Genomic DNA, 19,889 nt, shown 5'->3' on the forward strand with positions numbered 1-19,889 from the left:
CCGTCCGGTGGGACCCCCTCACTGCGTCGTTCTCGGCGTCAGGCCGACTTCTCGTGCCTGCCGTCGTTCTTCACGATCCGCGGGACCAGCGTCGGGTTGACGTTGTTGCGGACGACGTCCGCCGTGATGACCACGCGGGCCACGTCCTTGCGGGACGGGACCTCGTACATCACCGACTGGAGGACCTCCTCCATGATGGCCCGCAGGCCTCGCGCGCCGGTGCCGCGCAGGATCGCCTGGTCGGCGATGGCCTCCAGGGCCGGGCGGTCGAAGTCCAGCTCCACGCCGTCGAGTTCGAAGAGGCGCTGGTACTGCTTCACCAGGGCGTTCCGCGGCTCGACCAGGATCTGGAGGAGCGCCTCGCGGTCCAGGTTGTGGACGGAGGTCAGGACGGGGAGGCGGCCGATGAACTCGGGGATCATCCCGAACTTCACCAGGTCCTCCGGCATGACCTCCTGGAACTGGTCGCTCGCCTCGATCTCGCGCTTGGAGCGGATGGTCGCCCCGAAGCCGATGCCCTTGGCGCCCGCCCGCGACTCGATGATCTTCTCCAGGCCGGCGAAGGCGCCGCCCACGATGAAGAGCACGTTCGTCGTGTCGATCTGGATGAACTCCTGGTGGGGGTGCTTTCGGCCGCCCTGCGGGGGCACCGAGGCCGTCGTCCCCTCCAGGATCTTCAGGAGGGCCTGCTGCACGCCCTCGCCGGAGACATCGCGGGTGATCGACGGGTTTTCGCTCTTACGGGCGACCTTGTCGATCTCGTCGATGTAGATGATCCCGGTCTCGGCCTTCTTGACGTCGTAGTCGGCCGCCTGGATCAGCTTGAGCAGGATGTTCTCGACGTCCTCGCCGACATAGCCGGCCTCCGTCAGCGCCGTCGCGTCGGCGATGGCGAACGGAACGTTGAGCATGCGCGCCAGCGTCTGGGCCAGGAGCGTCTTGCCGGAGCCCGTGGGGCCCAGCAGCAGAATGTTGGACTTCGCCAGCTCGATGGCGTCGTCCCGCCCCGCCCCGCCGCCGTTCTCGCCGGCCTGGACGCGCTTGTAGTGGTTGTACACCGCGACCGAGAGGGCCTTCTTCGCGGGCTCCTGCCCGACGACGTACCCCTCGAGGAACTCGTAGATCTCGCGGGGCTTGGGGAGTTCCTCCCAGCGCACCTCGCTCGTCTCCGCGAGTTCTTCCTCGATGATCTCGTTGCAGAGGTCGATGCACTCGTCGCAGATGTACACACCGGGTCCCGCGATGAGCTTCTTCACCTGCTTCTGGCTCTTTCCGCAGAACGAGCACTTGAGCAGGTCGCCGCCATCACCGATGCGTGCCACGAGGTGCTTCCCCTTCGCCTGGGAGCGCTTGGTTCAGCGACTCCTGGTGCCTCATATTCGACGGTACCTTGCCGGGCCCCCCGTTCGGGCCCCCCTTGGCACGGTTCACATGGTCGCGATTCGGCCACGCGCGCCGTGCCACGGGAAGGTCGGGCGTCAGTGTGCCGCGGCGGCCGTGCTCTTACGGGTCGAGACGATCTGGTCCACGAGGCCGTACGCCAGGGCGTCCTCGGCCGTGAGGATCTTGTCACGCTCGATGTCGTCGCGGATCTTCTCGATCGGCGTCGAGGAGTGCTTGGCCAGCATCTCCTCGAGCTGGCTGCGCATGCGCAGGATCTCGTTGGCCGCGATCTCCAGGTCGGAGAGCTGCTCACGGCCGGTGCCGCCGGACGGCTGGTGGATCAGCACGCGGGCGTTCGGCAGGGCCATCCGCTTGCCGGGGGTGCCGGCGGCGAGCAGCACGGCCGCGGCGGAGGCCGCCTGGCCCATGCAGACCGTCTGGATGTCCGGCTTCACGAACTGCATCGTGTCGTAGATCGCCGTCAGCGCGGTGAAGGAGCCACCGGGGCTGTTGATGTAGATGGAGATGTCGCGGTCCGGGTCCATCGACTCCAGGCACAGGAGCTGCGCCATGACGTCGTTGGCGGAGGCGTCGTCGATCTGCACGCCGAGGAAGATCACGCGCTCTTCGAAGAGCTTGGCGTACGGGTCGTACTCGCGGATGCCCTGCGAGGTGCGCTCGACGAAGCGCGGCACGACGTAGCGGTTGTCGATCGGCGCGCCGGTGTAGAGGCCGCTCGCGGAGAGGTTGTTCTGCATCTGGGTGTTCACCGTCCTGGTGGCGTTCGGTGGGCTGGGGCTCTTGGGCGGGCGGACGGGCTCAGGCGCCCGTGCCGCCGCCGCCCGGAACACCTGCGGCGTGCGTGATGATGTCGTCGATGAGGCCGTACTGCTTGGCCTCGTCCGCGGTGAACCAGCGGTCACGGTCGCCGTCGCGGATGATCGCCTCGACGGTCTGGCCGGAGTGCTGCGCGGTGATCTCGGCCATCCGCTTCTTCGTGCGGAGCAGGTACTCGGCCTGGATCTTGATGTCGGAGGCGGTGCCGCCGATGCCGGCGGAGCCCTGGTGCATCAGGATGTCGGTGTTCGGCAGCGCGAAGCGCTTGCCGGGGGCGCCGGCGGTGAGCAGGAACTGGCCCATGGAGGCCGCCATGCCCATACCGATGGTGACGACGTCGTTCGGGATGAACTGCATGGTGTCGTAGACCGCCATGCCGGCCGTCACCGAGCCGCCGGGGCTGTTGATGTACAGGTAGATGTCCTTGTCCGGCTCGGCGGCCAGGAGGAGCATCTGGGCGGTGATCTTGTTGGCGATCTCGTCGTCGACCTGCTGGCCGAGGAAGATGATGCGCTCGCCGAGCAGCCGGTTGTAGACATGGTCGCCGAGGCCGCCACCGATGGACGGCTCACCCGCGGCGTAAGGCTTCAGATTCGTCACGTATCCACCTGCTCGTCTCCGACGGCCAGGGCCGTCTCAGCGTCTCGTACCGAGGGCACTGCCCTCTCTTCATGGACCCTAACGCGCAGGTAGGACAACGCCATCCCGGTTCCCGAACTGTTCGCTGGGAGCGCAAGGTAGTTGGGGCGCGTGAGGGGGTCCTCGTACGTCCACGGGCCCGTACGCACCGGAGTGCGTACGGGCCCGTGGAGCGGGGTCCGCGCGGGGCGGAGGGCCCCTTACTTGTCCTCGGAGACCTCGGCCTCGCCGGTGACGGCCTCGACGGCCTCGGCGGCGGCCTCGACCTCGTCCTCGTCGTCGGAGAGGTCGACGACCTCACCGTTGGTGTCGAGGACCTTGGCGGCCTCCACGACGACCGCGAGGGCCTTGCCGCGGGCGACCTCGCCGACGAGCATCGGAACCTGGCCACCCTCGGCCACGGCCTGGGCGAACTGGTCGGGGCTCATGCCGGAGGAGGCGGCACGGCGGAACAGGTGCTCGGTGAGCTCCTCGCGGGAGACGTCGAGCTTCTCCTTGTTGACGAGCTCATCGAGGATGAACTGCGTCTTGATGCCCTTCTCGGCCTGCTCCTTGGTCTCGGCCAGGAACTCCTCCTCGGTCTTGCCCTGGATCTCCAGGTACTTCGCGAGGTCGAGGCCCATCTGGCCGAGCTGGTGGTGCTCCAGGTTGTGCTTGCGGGTGTTGATCTCGTCCTCGAGAAGCTTCTCGGGCATCGGGACCTCGACCAGCTTGAGGAGCTCGTCGAGGACGCGCTCCTGGGCCTGGGTGGCCTGGTCGAACTGCTTCATGTTCTCGAGGCGCTTGCGGCTGTCGGCCTTGAGCTCGTCGAGGGTGTCGAACTCCGACGCCATCTGCGCGAACTCGTCGTCGAGCTCGGGGAGCTCACGGGCGGAGACGGTGGTGACCTTGACGGTGACCTCCGCGTCCTTGCCCTCGGCGGAGCCGCCCTTCAGCTGCGAGGTGAAGGTGGCCTCGCCACCGGCCTCCAGGCCCTTGACGGCCTCGTCGATGCCGTCGAGCAGCTCGCCCGAACCGATGGTGTACGAGACGTCGCTCGCGACACCGTCGGGCAGGACCTCGCCGTCGACCTTGGCCTCGAGGTCGATGGTGACGACGTCGCCGTCCTGGGCGGCGCGCTCGACCGCGGAGGTCGAGGCGAAGCGCTCGCGGAGCTGCTCCACGGACTTCTCGACGTCCTCGTCGGTGACCTCGACCGCGTCGACGGTGACCTCGATGCCGGAGTAGTCCGGGATCTCGAGCGTCGGGCGGATGTCGACCTCGGCGGTGAAGGCCAGCAGCTCGCCGTCCTTCAGCTCGGTGATGTCGACCTCGGGCTGGCCGAGCGGGTTGACCTCGGCCTCGTTGACGGCCTCGGTGTAGAACTTCGGGAGCGCGTCGTTGACGGCCTCTTCCAGCACGGCGCCGCGGCCGAACCGCTGGTCGATCACGCGAGCCGGGATCTTGCCCTTACGGAAGCCCTTGACCGTGACCTGCTGGTTGATCTTCTTGTACGCCGCGTCGAGGCTGTCCTTGAGCTCCTCGAAGGGCACCTCGACAGTGAGCCGAACCCGAGTCGGGTTCAGGGTCTCCACGGCGCTCTTCACGGTTCGGTCTCCTTGTGGCTGATTCCTGGAATCCACCGGTTCCGCGTGTGGCGGTTCCGGCGGGTCGGCCCGGTCAGAAAGACACACGGGCACGCAGCTTGCATAGTAACCGCAAGCGGGATGACGCCCACAACGTGATCAAGAGCGCGCGGGCTGTGCGCGTGATCGTCATGGTCGGGGTGGCGGGATTTGAACCCACGGCCTTCCGCTCCCAAAGCGGACGCGCTACCAAGCTGCGCCACACCCCGTCGGTGCGACACGTAGGGTACATGGACGGAGACTGTGCGGCGCCCCCTGTTTTCGGGGTGTGCGCGAAGGGCCTCCGAACCGCTACCATGCTCTTCGTGCCGCGGTCCTCGTGACCTGCGGCGCGATGCTGTGCGGGTGTAGCTCAATGGTAGAGCACTAGTCTTCCAAACTAGCTACGCGGGTTCGATTCCCGTCACCCGCTCCATGTGCTCGGGGCCGGTCAGGAGTTGTCTTCTCCTGACCGGCCCCGAGGCGTTTCGCGAGGCGCCCCCGGACCGTGCGAGATGCCGGGTCGGGCGGACGGCCGCAGACTGGGCTGAGGTCACGCCCCGTCCTTCTCCTCACCGGAGGCCGTCCATGAAGGACCTGAAGTTCGAGCAGAAGCGCTCGCTGTCCCGCGCCGAGGCGGCGGATCAGCTGACCGCGCTCGCCGCCGCCCTGCGTCAGGGTGGGGAGGCCGAGCTGGAGCTGGGGGCGGGAACCCTGAGCCTGCGCATCCCCGACGAGCTCCGCTGCGAGCTGGAATTCGAGGTGTCGGGCGGGGAGGTCGAGCTGGAGATCGAGTTCACATGGCCGACGGGCCGGGCCCGGAAGAGCGGGCCCGAGAAGTCTGCCGAACCGTCGAAGACCACGGCGTCGAAGAGCACGCCGGCGAGGGCCGCGAAGAAGACCACGGAGCCCAAGTCGGCCGCACCGGCGAAGCGGGCGTCGCGCAAGGCGGCGTCCGGGCCCGCGTCGGCCTCCGGTGGCGGCCGGCGGACGAAGCGGGCGGCGGCGAAGCCCTCCGAGACCGCCGGGACCCCGGCGGCCCCCGCGACCTGAGAGCCGCCTCAGCGCCTTCCCGTGGTCCGTCTCAGAACTTTATCGACGCGACCGTCTGCGTTATCGAGTCCAGGAAGCGCTGGATGTCGTCGGCCATGCCGGTGGAGGCGAGGAAGAAGCCGAAGAGGACCGCGACCACGGCAGGGCCGCCCTTGAGGTTCCCCCCGCGGATCAGCACCACCAGGATGATTGCCAACAGCAACACCACAGACAGTGAAATGGCCACAACTGATCACACCCTCGGTCGGTCCCGCCTTGCCCACCAGGGAGCCCGTGTCCCGGAACACCCCCCGCTGCCTCCATCGTGCCACCAACCCCCCTGCCCCCGCTGCCTGGTGACGAATCGTCGTGGACAAGATCACGTCGCCGCGGGGCCGCGGGTCAGGCGCGGCGGGAGATCAGCAGCAGGGCCCGGTCGTCGTTGACGTCCTTGGCGACGGCCTCGATCAGGTCCCAGGCGACGCCGTCGAAGCCCTCGACGACGCAGCGGTCGGCCTCGCCGGTGAGGCGGTCGATGCCCTCGGCGATGTCCCGGTCCGCGGCCTCGACGAGGCCGTCGGTGAAGAGCATCAGGACGTCGCCGGGGCGGAGGGATCCCTTGTCCGGGTGGAACTCGGCGCCGTCGTAGACGCCGAGCAGCGGCCCGTCTGCGGCCTTCTCCTCCCAGCGCCCGCTGCCCGCGTGCAGCTGCAGGGCGGGCAGGTGGCCGGCGGAGAAGAGCTCGTAGTCGCCGGACTCCAGGTCCAGGACGAGGTGGATGGAGGTGGCGAAGCCCTCGTCCCAGTTCTGGCGGAGCAGATAGCCGTTGGCCGCGGGCAGGAAGCCGTGCGGCGGGAGCGAGCCGAGGAGTCCGCCGAAGGCGCCGGAGAGCAGCAGGGAGCGGGAGGCCGCGTCCATGCCCTTGCCGGAGACGTCGGTGAGGACGACCTCCAGGGTCCGGCCGCCGTGGGTGCGGGCGGCGACGACGAAGTCGCCGGAGAACGACTGGCCGCCGGCCGGGCGCAGGGCCATCTCGCGGTGCCATCCCTGTGGGAGCCGCGGCAGGGCGCTCTGGACGCGGATGCGCTCGCGCAGGTCGAAGAGCATGGTGCCGCCGCGCCGCCAGGGCACCCCCACCCGGGCCCGGAACTGGGCGATGAGCAGCCCGAAGAGTCCGCAGGCGGCGACGACGAGGACGGTGCCGGGGGTCACGCGCGCGGGGCCCTGGGTGTACGGGCCGAGGACGATGGACTCGACGATGAGGGCGCCGGCGGCGGCCGCGTACAGACCGAGCAGGCTCGCGGGGCGCAGCAGGAGTCCGCCGGCCACGATCGGGAGCACGAGGGCGGCGGGTGCGCACCAGACCGGGTCGAGGAGCGTTCCGAAGGCGATGGCCGGAATCATCAGCAGGAGTCCGGCGAAGGCGAGCCAGTCGGAGCCGTCCCCGCGGAAGTAGTCGACGCCGGATCTGCGCAGCGCGATGCGGGCCCGGCGGGCGCGTCGGCGCATCCGGGCCGCGTACGTCTTCACTCCGGCGCGGTGTCCCATTGGCCTGGACCCTATCCATCCCGTCCGACATCGCGCAGGGGTACCCCTGTGACAATGTGCGTGAAATCGGGTCGCCCCGGGCGGGCGCCGCTGATATCGATGGCATATGACTACTGAACTGCGGGTTCTCGACCCGACCGAGTGGGACCGCTGGTACGGAGTCCTCGAACTCGCCTTCGGGGGTGTGCCCGAGGCGCCGGAGGAACGCCAGCTGTGGCGCGACCTGACCGAGTTCGACCGTTCTCTGGGGGTCTGGGACGGTGACCTGTGTGTCGGTACGGCGGGGGCGTTCACGTTCCGGCTCACGGTGCCGGGCGGGGCGTCGGTCCCGGCCGGCGGCGTGACGATGGTGAGCGTGGCCGGCACGCACCGGCGGCGCGGGATCCTGACGTCGATGATGCGGCGGCAGCTGGACGACCTGCGGGCCGCCGGTGAGTCGATCGCGGTGCTCACGGCCTCGGAGCCGGAGATCTACGGGCGGTTCGGGTACGGCGTGGCCACGTACGCGGCGCGGGCGACGATCGACACGACCCGGGTGCGGCTCTCGGTGCCGGAGGGTACGGACGGGGTGGCCCTGCGCCAGGCCGGCCTCACGGAGTCCTCCGCCGCGTGCGAGGCGGTGTACGCGCGCGTGGTGCCGACGCGGCCGGGGATGCTCGCCCGGCAACCGGAGTGGGAGCGGCTGCCGCTGATCGACCCGCCGGGCGACCGGGCGGGTTCCTCGCCGCGGCTGTGCGTGCTCGCCGAACGGGCCGGGGAGGTGGTGGGGTTCACGCACTACGCGATCAAGCCGGAGTGGGCGTCGACGGGGGCCGACGGGGCCGTCGTGGTCCATCAGCTGATGGGGCTCGACGCGGTGGCGGAGGCGGCGCTGTGGCGGTTCCTCTGCTCGGTGGACCTGACCAGGGAGGTGCAGATCCACAGTCGTCCGGTGGACGACGCCTGGCAGCACCTGGTGAGCGATGTGCGGCGCTGCGCCCCGACGCTGCGGGACGTGCTGCACCTGCGTCTGGTGGAGGTGAGCGCGGCCCTGGAGGCACGGACGTACCAGGCGCCGGTGGACGTGGTGTTCGAGGTCGAGGACGCGTTCTGTCCCTGGAACGAGGGACGTTGGCGGTTGACGGGTGACGCCAAGGGCGCGACCTGTGTCCGGACCTCGGATCCGGCGGACCTCGAACTGTCCGTGCGGGAGCTGGGTGCGGCGTACCTGGGCGGGACCTCGCTGGTGTCACTGGCCGCCGCGGGGCGGGTGCGTGAGCTTCGCGAGGGGGCCCTGGTCGAGGCGTCCGTCGCGTTCGGGTCGCCGGTCGCGCCGTGGCTGCCGCACGGGTTCTAGCGGGGCGCGCGCCCTAGCGCTGCTGGCAGCCCGGGCACCAGAAGAGGTTTCGGGCCGCCAGGTCCGCGGTGCGGATCTCCGTGGTGCAGAGGTGGCACGGCATGTGGGCGCGCCGGTAGACGTAGACCTCGCCGCCGTGGTCGTCCACGCGCGGCGGGCGGCCCATGGCCTCGGGGGTGTGCTCGGGGCGGACCGTGTCGATGCGGTTCAGGCGGACGCCCTCGCGCATGAGCTCCACCAGGTCGGCCCAGATCGCGTCCCATTCCCGGCGCGTCAGGTCCCTGCCCGCGCGGTAGGGGTCGATGCCGTGCCGGAAGAGGACCTCGGCGCGGTAGACGTTGCCGACGCCGGCGATGACCTTCTGGTCCATGAGCAGCGCGGCGATCGTGGTGCGGGACTTCGAGACGCGGCGCCAGGCCCGGTCGGGGTCGTCGCCGTCGCGGAGCGGGTCCGGGCCGAGGCGGTCGTGTATCGCCCGCTTCTCGGCGTCCGTGATCAGCGCGCACGTGGTGGGGCCGCGGAGGTCGACGTACGACTCGGGGTTCGCGAGGCGCAGCCGGACCGTGTCGGTGGGCGGCGGGGCCGGCGCGTCACCGAAGTTCACCTTGCCGAAGAGGCCCAGGTGGATGTGGATCCAGCCCATGCCGGCGAAGCCGAGGAAGAGGTGCTTGCCGTGGGCCTCGGTGGTGTCGAGCACGGTGCCGTCGAGCAGCGCCGCCGAGTCCGTGAACTTGCCCTGCGGGCTGGTCACCCGCACGGACCGGCCGCCGAACCGTTCCCGGTGGTCGGCGGCCAGCCGGTGGATCGTGTGCCCCTCGGGCATCAGGCGGTCGGCTCCTGCGGGTGGTGGGCCGGGATCGGGGGGAGCTCGCCGGTGTTCTCGTACGTGGTGAGCATGTCGATCCGGCGGGTGTGACGCTCGTCACCGGAGTACGGGGTGCTGAGGAAGATCTCGACGAACTTGGTCGCCTCTTCCCGGGTGTGCATCCGGCCGCCGACGGAGATCACGTTGGCGTTGTTGTGCTCGCGGCCGAGGGCGGCGGTCTGCTCGCTCCAGGCGAGGGCGGCGCGCACCCCCTTCACCTTGTTCGCGGCGATCTGCTCGCCGTTGCCCGAACCGCCGATGACGATGCCCAGGCTGTCCGGGTCCGCGGCCGTCTTCTCGGCGGCGCGCAGGCAGAACGGCGGGTAGTCGTCGAGGGCGTCGTAGATGTGGGGACCGCAGTCGACGGGCTCGTGGCCGTGTGCCGTGAGCCACTCGACGAGGTGGTTCTTGAGTTCAAAGCCGGCGTGGTCGGAACCGATGTAGACGCGCATGGAGGCGAGTGTGGCATGTCGGGGGCCGGGTAGGCGGCATCGGGGTCGGGGACCTTCACCCGACCTGGTATGGACCTTCGCCTCTGGCACCGTGGCCCGCACAACAATCCGGAATGAAGTCTTCCGATCATCCCTGTTCACAGGGTTCAATGCTCGGGCTCGCGATCCGAGCGCCCCCCACACGCAAGGAAGCGTTCATGAACACGCAACCGACCCTGACGAAGGACGGCGAGGAGACCGGTACCCCCGGGGCACCGCACTCCTCCGACGGCCTCAAGGCCGGTCTCAAGAACCGCCACCTGTCGATGATCGCCATCGGTGGCGTCATCGGTGCCGGTCTCTTCGTCGGTTCCGGCTCCGGCATCGCCGCCGCCGGTCCCGCGATCCTGCTCTCGTACGCTCTCGTCGGCGCCATGGTCGTCTTCGTGATGCGGATGCTCGGCGAGATGGCCGCCGCCCGGCCGTCCTCCGGCTCCTTCTCCGCCTACGCCGACCGCGCGCTCGGCCGGTGGGCCGGCTTCAGCATCGGCTGGCTCTACTGGTTCTTCTGGGTCGTCGTGCTCGCCGTCGAGGCGACCGCGGGCGCCAAGATCCTGGAGAGCTGGATCCCCGCCGTGCCGCAGTGGGGCTGGGCGCTCATCGTGATGGTGGTGCTCACCGCCACCAACCTCGGTTCCGTCGCCTCGTACGGCGAGTTCGAGTTCTGGTTCGCCGGCATCAAGGTCGTCGCGATCGGCGCGTTCGTCGTCATCGGCATGCTCGCCGTCTTCGGCGTGCTGCCCGGCTCGGACAACCCGGGCGCCGGATTCGCGCATCTCACCGACAGCGGGGGCTTCTTCCCGATGGGCGCGGGGGCGATCCTCACCGGTGTGCTGATGGTCGTCTTCTCCTTCATGGGCAGCGAGATCGTCACCCTGGCCGCCGGCGAGTCCGAGAACCCGCAGAAGGCCGTCACCAAGGCGACCAACAGCGTCATCTGGCGCATCGGCGTCTTCTACCTGGGCTCGATCTTCATCGTCCTGACCCTGCTGCCGTGGAACGACAAGTCGATCGTCGAGAAGGGCTCGTACGTCGCCGCCCTCGACTCCATCGGCATCGCGCACGCCGGTCAGATCATGAACGTGATCGTCCTCACGGCCGTGCTCTCCTGCCTGAACTCGGGCCTCTACACCGCCTCCCGCATGGCCTTCTCGCTCGGCCGGCGCGGTGACGCGCCCAAGGCCTTCGCCAAGGTCAACAAGCGGGGCGTGCCGGTGGCGGCGATCCTCGGCTCGGTCGTCTTCGGCTTCGTCGCGGTCTTCTTCAACTACAAGTGGCCGGACACCGTCTTCGCGTTCCTGCTGAACTCCTCCGGCGCGGTGGCGCTCTTCGTCTGGCTGGTCATCTGTGTGACCCAGCTGCGGATGCGCGGCATCATCCTGCGCGAGTCGCCGGAGAAGCTCGTCGTGAAGATGTGGCTCTTCCCGTACCTGACCTGGGCGACGATCGGCATGATCGTCTTCGTCCTGGGCTACATGATCTACGACGGCGGCAGCGCCCGTGAGCAGGTCGTCCTCTCGCTGCTCGTGGCCGCGCTCGTGATCGTGATCGCGCTGGTCAAGGAGCGGTTCATCACGAAGGCCTCGACGGAGATCCCCGAGCGCGTCTAGCGCCGGGGGCACCCACGCGAGAGGGCCCGCCGTTCCTCGGGGAACGACGGGCCCTCCTCGTATGCGCCGAGGTCCCGTGGGTACGGGGTGACGGATCAGCCCTTGCGGTCGAGCAGCTTCCACGCGGCCGGCAGGACGCCCATCGCGAGGGCCGCCTTGAGGGCGTCGCCGATGAGGAACGGGGTGAGGCCCGCCGCGACGGCCTGGCCGAGGTTCATGCCGGTGGCGAGCGCCAGGTACGGCACGCCGACCGCGTAGATGATCGCGGAGCCCAGGACCATCGCACCGGCCGTGCGGAGCGCCGAGCGGTCCGCGCCGCGGCGGGCGAGGGCGCCGACGACGGTCGAGGCGAGGAGCATGCCGAGGACGTAGCCGAAGGACGGCATGCCGTAGCCCGAGGAGGCCTGCGCGAACCACGGCACGCCCGCCATGCCGGCCACCGCGTACAGGGCCAGGGCGAGGAAGCCGCGGCGGGCGCCGAGCGCCGTGCCGACGAGCAGGGCGGCGAAGGTCTGGCCGGAGACCGGGACCGGCGAGCCGGGGACCGGGACGGAGAGCTGCGCGGCGAGACCGGTGAGGGCGGCGCCGCCGACGACCAGGGCGATGTCGCGGGCGCGGCTCGCGCTCACGCTCCCGCTCGTGGGCAGCAGGTCGGCGAGGACGGTTCCCGCACGGAGGGAACGGACGGGGGCGGCGGCGGTGCTCATCGGTACTCCGCGGGGGTGAGGGTGGGTGGGACGCCTTGACGGTATGCCAGGAGTGAACGCTCGATCACCGTCAGCCGCCGACAAAGCGACGGTCGAGTGCTTCGTGGAGAACGAACAAACCCTGCCGATCACACCTCTCGCCACGTGACGCTTGTCACTAGGAACTCATGCGTGGAGGTCCCTTTTGCGCCAGGGGTCGTTCACTGGAGAGACTGTGGAGTCTCCATAAAACGTCAGAGAGCACGAGCCCCCACATGCACGCCTCCCTCACCCCCGAACCGGAGCCCCTCTCCCACGGCCTGAAGCAGCGTCATCTCACGATGCTGGGGCTCGGCGGGGTGATCGGTGCCGGTCTCTTCGTGGGCTCCGGCGCGGGCATCGCCGTCGCCGGGCCCGGCATCGTGGTCTCGTATCTGATCGCCGGCGCCCTCGCGATGCTGGTCATGCGGATGCTGGGTGAGATGTCGGCGGCGATGCCCGCCTCGGGGGCCTTCTCGGTGCACGCCGAGCGCGCGCTCGGCCGGTGGGCCGGCTTCTCGGTGGGCTGGCTGTACTGGTTCCTGCTCGTCGTCGTCCTCGCCGTGGAGGCGACGGGGGCGGCGCGGATCGCGAACGGCTGGGTGCCCGACGTCCCGCAGTGGGGCTGGGTGCTGATCTTCATGATCGTGTTCACGGTCGCCAACCTCGCCGCGGTGAAGAACTTCGGCGAGTTCGAGTTCTGGTTCGCCGCGCTCAAGGTCGGCGCGATCGTCCTCTTCCTGGTGCTCGGGGTGCTCGCGATCGTCGGCTGGCTGCCCGACACCGACCCGGTGGGGTCGGCGAACCTGACCGGGCAGGGCGGTTTCCTGCCCAACGGCTGGTCGGGCGTGATCTCCGGAGTCCTCGCCGTCGTCTTCGCCTTCGGCGGTCTGGAGGTCGTCACGATCGCGGCGGCCGAGTCCGACGACCCGGCGCGGAACGTGGCCCGGGCGGTGCGCAGCGCGGTCTGGCGGATCCTCCTCTTCTACGTGGGCTCGATGCTGGTCATCGTGACGCTGCTGCCCTGGACCTCGATGAAGCCGGGCGAGTCGCCGTACGTCGCCGTCCTGGACTCGATCGGGGTGCCGGCGGCGGGCCAGATCATGAACGTGGTGGTGTTCGTGGCGCTGCTCTCGGCGCTCAACGCGAACCTGTACGGCTCCTCGCGGATGGTGTTCTCGCTGGCCGAGCGCGGCGAGGCCCCCGAGGGGCTGCTCCGGGTCTCCGGCGGAGGGGTGCCGCGCCGGGCGGTGCTCGCCTCGGTGGCCTTCGGCTTCGTCTCCGTGCTGCTGAATCTGAAGTGGCCGGATTCCGTCTTCCTCTACATGCTGAACGCCGTCGGCGCGGTGCTGCTCTTCGTCTGGGCGCTGATCGCGGTCTCGCAGCTGCGGCTGCGCCGCCGGATCGAGCGCGAGGCCCCGGAGACGCTGACCCTGAGGATGTGGGGCTTCCCGTGGCTCACCTGGGTGGCGCTCGCCGCGATGGGCGCGGTGCTGGTCCTGATGCTGACGGACGACGCGGCCCGGCCGCAGGTGCTGTGGTCGGGGGCGGCGACCGGGGCGGTACTGCTGGTGGCCTGGGCCCGGGAACTGCGTACGAAGCGAGGTTAGATCTTCACCTTGTGTGAAGGTCGTGCCCGTATAGCGGACATCCGTTCCCTGTGAGCGGTGGTGGCCCACAGACTGTGGGCTCCCTCCCCGTCTCAGCTAGTGAACAGGGCTCGCCCATGTCTCGGACCACCGCGCCCGCGCCGGCCGACCGCAAGGACGGCGCGACCGCACCTGCCGAAGGCCTCACTCACGGCCTCAAGCAGCGCCATCTCTCGATGATCGCCCTCGGCGGCGTCATCGGCGCCGGGCTCTTCGTCGGCTCCGGCGCCGGTATCGCAGCCGCCGGGCCCTCGATCGTGATCGCCTACGCGATCTCCGGCATCCTCGTGATGCTGGTGATGCGCATGCTCGGCGAGATGTCCGCGGCGAACCCGGCCTCCGGTTCGTTCTCCGTCCACGCCGAGCGGGCCCTCGGCCCCTGGGCCGGCTTCACCGCCGGCTGGGCCTTCTGGTTCCTGCTCTGCGTCGCCGTGGGTCTCGAGGGCATCGGCGCCGCGAAGATCATGACCGGCTGGTTCCCGGAGAGCCCCGAGTGGGCCTGGGTCGCGCTCTTCATGCTGGTCTTCTGCGTCACCAACCTCGCGGCCGTGAAGAACTTCGGCGAGTTCGAGTTCTGGTTCGCCGCGCTCAAGGTGGGCGCGATCGTCCTCTTCCTCGGCATCGGCGTCCTCGCGATCGTCGGCGTCCTGCCCGGCACGGACGCCCCCGGCACCACGAACCTCACCGGTGAGGGCGGCTTCTTCCCGCACGGCTCCGAGGGCCTGATCGTGGGTCTGCTCGCCTCCGTCTTCGCGTACGGCGGTCTGGAGACGGTCACCATCGCGGCGGCCGAGTCGGAGCACCCGGTGCAGGGCGTCGCCAAGGCGGTCCGTACGGCGATGTGGCGGATCGCGCTCTTCTACATCGGCTCGATGGCGGTCATCGTCACCCTCGTCCCGTGGGGCGACGAGGCGGTCGTCGAGAAGGGCCCGTACGTCGCGACCCTCGACCACCTGGGCATCCCGGCGGCCGGCCAGATCATGAACGTCGTCGTGCTCGTCGCCCTGCTGTCGGCGATGAACGCCAACATCTACGGTGCCTCCCGCATGGCCGGCTCGCTCGTCTCGCGCGGCCAGGGCCCGAAGGCGCTCGGCCGCACCTTCGGCGGGGTCCCCCGCCCGGCGGTGCTCGTCTCCTCCGTCTTCGGCTTCGCCTGCGTGCTGCTCAGCTACTGGCGTCCGGACGACATCTTCGTCTGGCTGCTCAACACCATCGGCGCGATCATCCTGGTCGTCTGGTTCTTCATCGCCGCCTCCCAGCTGGTGCTGCGCCGCCGCACCGAGCGCGAGGCGCCCGAGAAGCTGGTCGTGCGGATGTGGGCCTTCCCGGTGCTGACCTGGGTGGCGCTCGCCGGCATGGCGGCGATCTTCGTCCTGATGGCCCGCGAGGAGGGAACGCGGGTGCAGCTGTACTGGACGGGTGGTCTGACGCTGCTGCTCGCCGCCGTCGGCTTCGCCCGACAGAAGATGCGGCGGCCGGTGACCGAGGAGTCCTGAGCCTCCCCCTCCCCCGCGACCGCGCCCCGTCGAGCAGCTCGTGCTCGACGGGGCGCGGTGCTGTGTCCGGAGAGAGGGGGCCGGAGCGGGGTCGGGCTCCGCAGTCGGGGCCGTCCGTGGCGACGGGCCTAGGACCAAGGGCTGATCAACTTCTGTCGCACCTACTGTTAGCCTGCACTTGCATATAGGTTGCAATAAGCAGGAGCCATTGAAGGGGCCGGGCACATGGCGATCTACACACTTCCGGAGCTGCCGTACGACTACGCGGCGCTGGAGCCGGTGATCAATCCGCAGATCATCGAGCTGCACCACGACAAGCACCACGCCGCGTACGTCAAGGGCGCGAACGACACCCTGGAGCAGCTGGAGGAGGCGCGCGACAAGGACCAGTGGGGCGCGATCAACGGCCTGGAGAAGAACCTGGCCTTCCACCTCTCCGGCCACATCCTCCACTCCATCTACTGGAACAACATGAACAGCCCGAAGGACGGGGGCGGCGGCGAGCCGCTGGCCGCCGACGGCGTCGGTGACCTCGCGGACGCGATCACCGAGTCCTTCGGCTCCTTCGCCAAGTTCAAGGCCCAGCTGACCAAGGCCTCCGCGACCACCCAGGGCTCCGGCTGGGGCGTCCTCGCGTACGAGCCGATCAGCGGCCGGCTCATCGTCGAGCAGGTCTACGACCACCAGGGCAACGTCGGCCAGGGCTCGGTCCCGATCCTGGTCTTCGACGCCTGGGAGCACGCCTTCTACCTGCAGTACAAGAACCAGAAGGTGGACTTCATCGAGGCCATGTGGCAGGTCGTCAACTGGCAGGACGTCGGCAAGCGCTACCACGCCGCCAAGGCCTCCGTACCACTGATCTCCTTCTAGACCGGTGCCCGGAAGGGCTCCCCCGTCGCCCTGCTCGTGATCGTCTTCTCAACCTTCACTCGCAGGCGGATGAAAGAAGAACCCCCGTGATGACGTGAATCACGGGGGTTCTTCCACGCCTCGGGAGAGGCCGCGGGGGCTACTTGAAGCTGGGCTCGGCCGTCCGCGTGCGCTTGATCTCGTAGAAGCCCGGCGTCGACGCCACGAGCAGGGTGCCGTCCCACAGCCGGGCCGCCGCCTCGCCGCGCGGGGTCGGGGTGACGACGGGGCCGAAGAAGGCGACCTCGTCGCCGTCCGCGCCCGGCACCGCGATGACCGGGGTGCCGACGTCCTGGCCGACCTTCGTTATGCCCTCGGTGTGGGAGGCGCGCAGCTCGGCGTCGTAGGTGTCCTTGTCGGCGTACTCGACCAGGTCCTCGGGCAGGCCGACGTCGGTCAGGGCGCCGACGATCGCCTCGCGGGTCGGGCCCTCGCCGTTGTTGTGGAAGCGGGTGCCGAGCGCGGTGTAGAGCTTGCCGACGACCTCGTCGCCGTGCAGCTGCTGGGCGGCGACGACGACCCGGACGGGGCCCCAGGCCTTGGTCTCCAGCATCTCCCGGTACTCGGCGGGGACCTCGTCGAGGCGGTTCTCGTTGAGCACGGCCAGGCTCATGACCTTCCACCGCACGTCGACCGGGCGGACCTGCTCCACCTCCAGCATCCAGCGGGAGGTCATCCAGGCCCAGGGGCACAGCGGGTCGAAGTAGAAGTCGGCGGTGGTCCTGCTCTCGGACATGTCACTCCTCGGTACGGCCGTGGCGAAAAAGAAAGGCGGAAAGACGACGGTGGTGCGCCGAAAGGAGGGAACCCCCGGACGCCCGACGGCATTCCCGTGTCCCGGGTGACAGCTGCACATGGGAAGATCGGTGCTGTTTCGAACGTGCCACGAAGGAGTGACCGTGCCCGGTGAGAATCTGTCCCGCGACGAGGCCCACGAGCGGGCGGCGCTGCTGTCCGTCGACGGGTACGAGGTCGTCCTCGACCTGCGCTCGGCGGTCGGCGACTCGGCCGAGGCCGTGCGCACCTTCCGCTCCGAGACGACGATCCGCTTCCGTCGCACCGGCGAGGGCACGAGCACGTTCGTGGATCTGATCGCGCCGTCCGTGACGGCGGTCACCCTCAACGGGCGCGCCCTCGACCCGGCGGTCGTCTTCGACGGCTCCCGGATCGCGCTCGACGGGCTCGCCGACGAGAACACCCTCGTGGTGGACGCGCAGTGCGCCTACAGCCGGACCGGCGAGGGCATGCACCGCTTCGTCGACCCGGAGGACGGCGAGGTCTACCTCTACACGCAGTACGAGCCGGCCGACGCCCGCCGGGTGTACGCCACCTTCGAGCAGCCCGACCTCAAGGCCCCGTACCGCTTCGCGGTCACCGCGCCCGAGGGCTGGACGGTCTGGTCGAACGGCGCGGGCGAGCGGGACGCCGAGGGCGTGTGGCGGTTCGCCGAGACGGCGCCGATCTCCACGTACATCACCTGTGTCGTGGCCGGGCCGTACCACTACATCACGGACAGCTACACGCGGACGCTCGCCGACGGGACCGAGCTGGAGATCCCGCTCGGCGCGATGTGCCGCAAGGGGCTCGCGAAGCACTTCGACGCGGACGACGTCTTCCTGATCACCAAGCAGGGCTTCGACTTCTTCCACGACAACTTCGACTACCCGTACCCCTTCGGGAAGTACGACCAGGCCTTCGTCCCCGAGTACAACCTCGGCGCGATGGAGAACCCGGGCATGGTGACCTTCCGCGAGGAGTACATCTACCGGGGCAAGGTGACGCAGGCGGCGTACGAGCGCCGGGCGAACGTCATCCTGCACGAGATGGCGCACATGTGGTTCGGCGACCTCGTGACCATGGTGTGGTGGGACGACCTGTGGCTGAAGGAGTCCTTCGCCGACTTCATGGGTTCCTTCTCCCTCGCCGAGGCGACCCGCTTCACCAACAGCTGGGTGACCTTCGCCAACAACCGCAAGGCCTGGGCGTACCGCGCCGACCAGCTGCCCTCCACGCACCCGATCACGGCCGACATCCGTGACCTGGAGGACGCCAAGCTCAACTTCGACGGCATCACGTACGCCAAGGGCGCGTCGGTACTCAAGCAGCTCGTCGCGTACGCCGGCCGTGACGCGTTCCTGGAGGGCGCGCGCCGCTACTTCAAGCGCCACGCGTACGGGAACACGCGGCTCGCCGACCTCCTCACGATCCTGGAGGAGACCTCGGGCCGTGACATGAAGGCCTGGGCGAAGTCCTGGCTCCAGACCTCCGGCGTGAACACCCTGACGCCCGCCGTCACCTACGACGCCGAGGGCCGGATCACCGAACTCGCCGTCCTCCAGGAGGGCGGCGAGCTTCGCCCCCACCGCGCCGCCGTCGGCCTCTACCGGCTCTCCGGCGGGGAACTCGTCCGGTACGCGCGCGCCGAGGCCGACATCACCGGCACCCGGACCGTCGTCGCCGACCTGGCGGGCGAGGAGAAGCCCGACCTGGTCCTCGTCAACGACGACGACCTCACGTACTGCAAGGTCCGCTTCGACGAGGGCTCGCTCGCCACCCTGCGCGCACACCTCGGCGACATCACCGACCCCCTGGCCCGCGCCCTGTGCTGGTCGGCGCTGTGGAACCTGACCCGCGACGCCCTGATGCCCGCCCGGGACTTCGTCTCCGTCGTCCTCGCCTTCGCGGGCCGTGAGACCGACATCGGCGTCCTCCAGATGGTGCACGCCTGGGGCAAGTCGGCGGTCACCCACTACGCGGCCCCCGCGTGGCGCGAGGAGGGCGGGCGGCTGCTCGCCGAGGGCGCCCTGCGCGAGCTGCGGGTGGCCGAGCCGGGCAGCGAGCACCAGCTGACCTGGGCGCGTTTCTTCGCCGCCACGGCCGCGTCCGACGCCGACTTCCAGCTCCTCGAAGGGCTGCTCGACGGTACGGCGAAGATCGACGGGCTCGATGTCGACCAGGAGCTGCGCTGGTCGCTGCTCTCGCCGCTCGCCGTGCACGGCCGCGCGGACGAGACGCGGATCGGCGAGGAGCTGACCCGGGACGACACGGCGACGGGCAAGCGCCACCAGGTCCGCCTGCTGGCCTCGCGGCCCTCGGCGGCCGTCAAGGCGCAGGCCTGGGCGCAGGTCGTCGAGTCGGACTCCCTGTCGAACGCGCTCGTCGAGGCGACGATCGCGGGCTTCGTCCAGCCCTCGCAGCGCGAACTGATCGCCCCCTACGCGGAGAAGTACTTCGCGGTGATCGAGGGGCTGTGGGCCGAGCGGTCGATCCAGATCGGCATGGACGTCGTCCGGGGCCTGTTCCCGGGGCTCCAGGACGACGAGGCCACGCTGGCCTCGACGGACGCCTGGCTGTCGGCGCACGAGGCGGCCGCCCCGGCCCTTCGCCGGCTGGTCCTCGAATCGCGGGACGACCTGGCGCGGGCCCTGCGGGCTCAGGACTGCGACCGGCTCGCGGGCTGACGAACCCCGGTCGATGACGGGTGGGGGTCGCGGACTTCGGTCCACGGCCCCCACCGGGCTTTCCGGGCCCGCACCGGGACGGGCCGGGAGCCGGCCGGGGGCGGGCCGGGGGCGCGTCCCTCATCGGCACTCGAACGCGCGTACTTTAGGACGGGGTTGTCCCTGTTTGTCGACGAGCGTGTAACAGGGGTTAGGGCGCCCTTCGGGAGCGGAAGACCCCCGGCATGAACCACAACACCCCCATCACCCCCCGCCCCCTCCCCCTCTCCCGCCACACCGGCCGAGCACAACGCCTGGCTTCCGC

Annotated in this window: 17 protein-coding genes and 2 tRNA genes; 8 read left to right on the forward strand and 11 right to left on the reverse strand. The window is 69.8% G+C overall.

Translation table 11 applies throughout. The features are described 5' to 3' along the window. Positions 1 to 38: 38 nt before the first annotated feature. The 5 genes from clpX to IF00_RS0113110 all read right to left on the reverse strand — a co-directional run bounded on the left by clpX (position 39) and on the right by IF00_RS0113110 (position 4,693). Complete coding sequence (gene clpX, locus IF00_RS0113085) at positions 39 to 1,322, reverse strand: ATP-dependent Clp protease ATP-binding subunit ClpX (protein WP_024755522.1); 1,284 nt, start codon at positions 1,320 to 1,322, stop codon at positions 39 to 41. A 156-nt stretch (positions 1,323 to 1,478) separates the two neighbouring features. Next, positions 1,479 to 2,141, reverse strand: a complete 663-nt coding sequence (locus IF00_RS0113090; RefSeq protein ID WP_030317610.1) for an ATP-dependent Clp protease proteolytic subunit — start codon at positions 2,139 to 2,141, stop codon at positions 1,479 to 1,481. 61 nt (positions 2,142 to 2,202) lie between these two features. Further along, on the reverse strand, positions 2,203 to 2,820 hold the full coding sequence (locus tag IF00_RS0113095) for an ATP-dependent Clp protease proteolytic subunit (protein ID WP_030317611.1): 618 nt from the start codon (positions 2,818 to 2,820) through the stop codon (positions 2,203 to 2,205). Between the two features lie 239 nt (positions 2,821 to 3,059). Then, positions 3,060 to 4,445 carry a trigger factor gene (gene tig, locus IF00_RS0113105; RefSeq protein WP_030317612.1) on the reverse strand — a complete coding sequence of 462 codons (1,386 nt, stop codon included), beginning with the start codon at positions 4,443 to 4,445 and terminating at the stop codon, positions 3,060 to 3,062. 171 nt (positions 4,446 to 4,616) lie between these two features. Continuing rightward, a tRNA-Pro gene (locus IF00_RS0113110) sits at positions 4,617 to 4,693 on the reverse strand. 132 nt (positions 4,694 to 4,825) lie between these two features. On the opposite strand from IF00_RS0113110, the gene IF00_RS0113115 reads away from it, so the two are divergent. After that, positions 4,826 to 4,899 (forward strand) — tRNA-Gly (locus IF00_RS0113115). 152 nt (positions 4,900 to 5,051) lie between these two features. Continuing rightward, a complete protein-coding gene (locus tag IF00_RS0113120) occupies positions 5,052 to 5,516 on the forward strand; it encodes an amphi-Trp domain-containing protein (protein WP_030317614.1) in 465 nt (154 codons plus the stop codon). A gap of 31 nt (positions 5,517 to 5,547) precedes the next feature. Here IF00_RS0113120 and IF00_RS0113125 read toward each other — a convergent pair whose 3' ends face one another. Beyond that, positions 5,548 to 5,742 carry a hypothetical protein gene (locus IF00_RS0113125; RefSeq protein ID WP_015033610.1) on the reverse strand — a complete coding sequence of 65 codons (195 nt, stop codon included), beginning with the start codon at positions 5,740 to 5,742 and terminating at the stop codon, positions 5,548 to 5,550. Positions 5,743 to 5,897: 155 nt separating this feature from the next. Continuing rightward, entirely contained in the window at positions 5,898 to 7,043 is a 1,146-nt protein-coding gene (locus IF00_RS0113130) for a PP2C family protein-serine/threonine phosphatase (protein ID WP_030317615.1), read from the reverse strand. A gap of 106 nt (positions 7,044 to 7,149) precedes the next feature. Between IF00_RS0113130 and IF00_RS0113135 the strand changes: the two genes are divergently transcribed. Beyond that, positions 7,150 to 8,379: a GNAT family N-acetyltransferase gene (locus IF00_RS0113135; RefSeq protein ID WP_030317617.1), complete on the forward strand. Its 1,230-nt coding sequence runs from the start codon at positions 7,150 to 7,152 to the stop codon at positions 8,377 to 8,379. Positions 8,380 to 8,392: 13 nt separating this feature from the next. Here the strand turns inward: IF00_RS0113135 and IF00_RS0113140 are convergent, their stop codons facing one another. Together IF00_RS0113140 and IF00_RS0113145 are read right to left on the reverse strand one after the other, a co-directional pair. Then, positions 8,393 to 9,202, reverse strand: coding sequence for an Fpg/Nei family DNA glycosylase (locus IF00_RS0113140; RefSeq protein ID WP_030317618.1), 810 nt, complete (start codon positions 9,200 to 9,202; stop codon positions 8,393 to 8,395). Further along, positions 9,202 to 9,696 carry a ribose-5-phosphate isomerase gene (locus tag IF00_RS0113145; protein ID WP_030317619.1) on the reverse strand — a complete coding sequence of 165 codons (495 nt, stop codon included), beginning with the start codon at positions 9,694 to 9,696 and terminating at the stop codon, positions 9,202 to 9,204. The genes IF00_RS0113140 and IF00_RS0113145 overlap by 1 nt, the downstream gene beginning before the upstream one ends. Before the next feature lie 197 nt (positions 9,697 to 9,893). Here IF00_RS0113145 and IF00_RS0113150 point away from each other — a divergent pair, with 197 nt between their 5' ends. After that, the gene (locus IF00_RS0113150; protein WP_030317620.1) at positions 9,894 to 11,345 is read left to right on the forward strand and encodes an amino acid permease; all 1,452 of its coding nucleotides are present in this window, start codon (positions 9,894 to 9,896) and stop codon (positions 11,343 to 11,345) included. Positions 11,346 to 11,440: 95 nt separating this feature from the next. Here the strand turns inward: IF00_RS0113150 and IF00_RS0113155 are convergent, their stop codons facing one another. Continuing rightward, positions 11,441 to 12,052 carry a biotin transporter BioY gene (locus IF00_RS0113155; RefSeq protein WP_030317622.1) on the reverse strand — a complete coding sequence of 204 codons (612 nt, stop codon included), beginning with the start codon at positions 12,050 to 12,052 and terminating at the stop codon, positions 11,441 to 11,443. A gap of 254 nt (positions 12,053 to 12,306) precedes the next feature. On the opposite strand from IF00_RS0113155, the gene IF00_RS0113160 reads away from it, so the two are divergent. From IF00_RS0113160 to IF00_RS0113170, 3 genes are all read left to right on the forward strand, one after another. Beyond that, on the forward strand, positions 12,307 to 13,680 hold the full coding sequence (locus tag IF00_RS0113160; protein ID WP_030317625.1) for an amino acid permease: 1,374 nt from the start codon (positions 12,307 to 12,309) through the stop codon (positions 13,678 to 13,680). A 116-nt stretch (positions 13,681 to 13,796) separates the two neighbouring features. Next, positions 13,797 to 15,215: an amino acid permease gene (locus IF00_RS0113165; RefSeq protein ID WP_030317627.1), complete on the forward strand. Its 1,419-nt coding sequence runs from the start codon at positions 13,797 to 13,799 to the stop codon at positions 15,213 to 15,215. Between the two features lie 225 nt (positions 15,216 to 15,440). Beyond that, positions 15,441 to 16,085 carry a superoxide dismutase gene (locus IF00_RS0113170; RefSeq protein WP_030317629.1) on the forward strand — a complete coding sequence of 215 codons (645 nt, stop codon included), beginning with the start codon at positions 15,441 to 15,443 and terminating at the stop codon, positions 16,083 to 16,085. 139 nt (positions 16,086 to 16,224) lie between these two features. Here the strand turns inward: IF00_RS0113170 and IF00_RS0113175 are convergent, their stop codons facing one another. Beyond that, positions 16,225 to 16,860 (reverse strand): mycothiol-dependent nitroreductase Rv2466c family protein, encoded by a 636-nt coding sequence (locus tag IF00_RS0113175; protein WP_030317630.1) that lies wholly within the window; start codon positions 16,858 to 16,860, stop codon positions 16,225 to 16,227. Between the two features lie 163 nt (positions 16,861 to 17,023). On the opposite strand from IF00_RS0113175, the gene pepN reads away from it, so the two are divergent. Next, the gene (gene pepN / locus IF00_RS0113180) at positions 17,024 to 19,585 is read left to right on the forward strand and encodes an aminopeptidase N (RefSeq protein WP_030317631.1); all 2,562 of its coding nucleotides are present in this window, start codon (positions 17,024 to 17,026) and stop codon (positions 19,583 to 19,585) included. Positions 19,586 to 19,889 lie beyond the last annotated feature (304 nt).

This window comes from Streptomyces flavochromogenes (assembly GCF_000717595.1).
Classification (GTDB): Bacteria; Actinomycetota; Actinomycetes; order Streptomycetales; family Streptomycetaceae; genus Streptomyces; species Streptomyces flavochromogenes.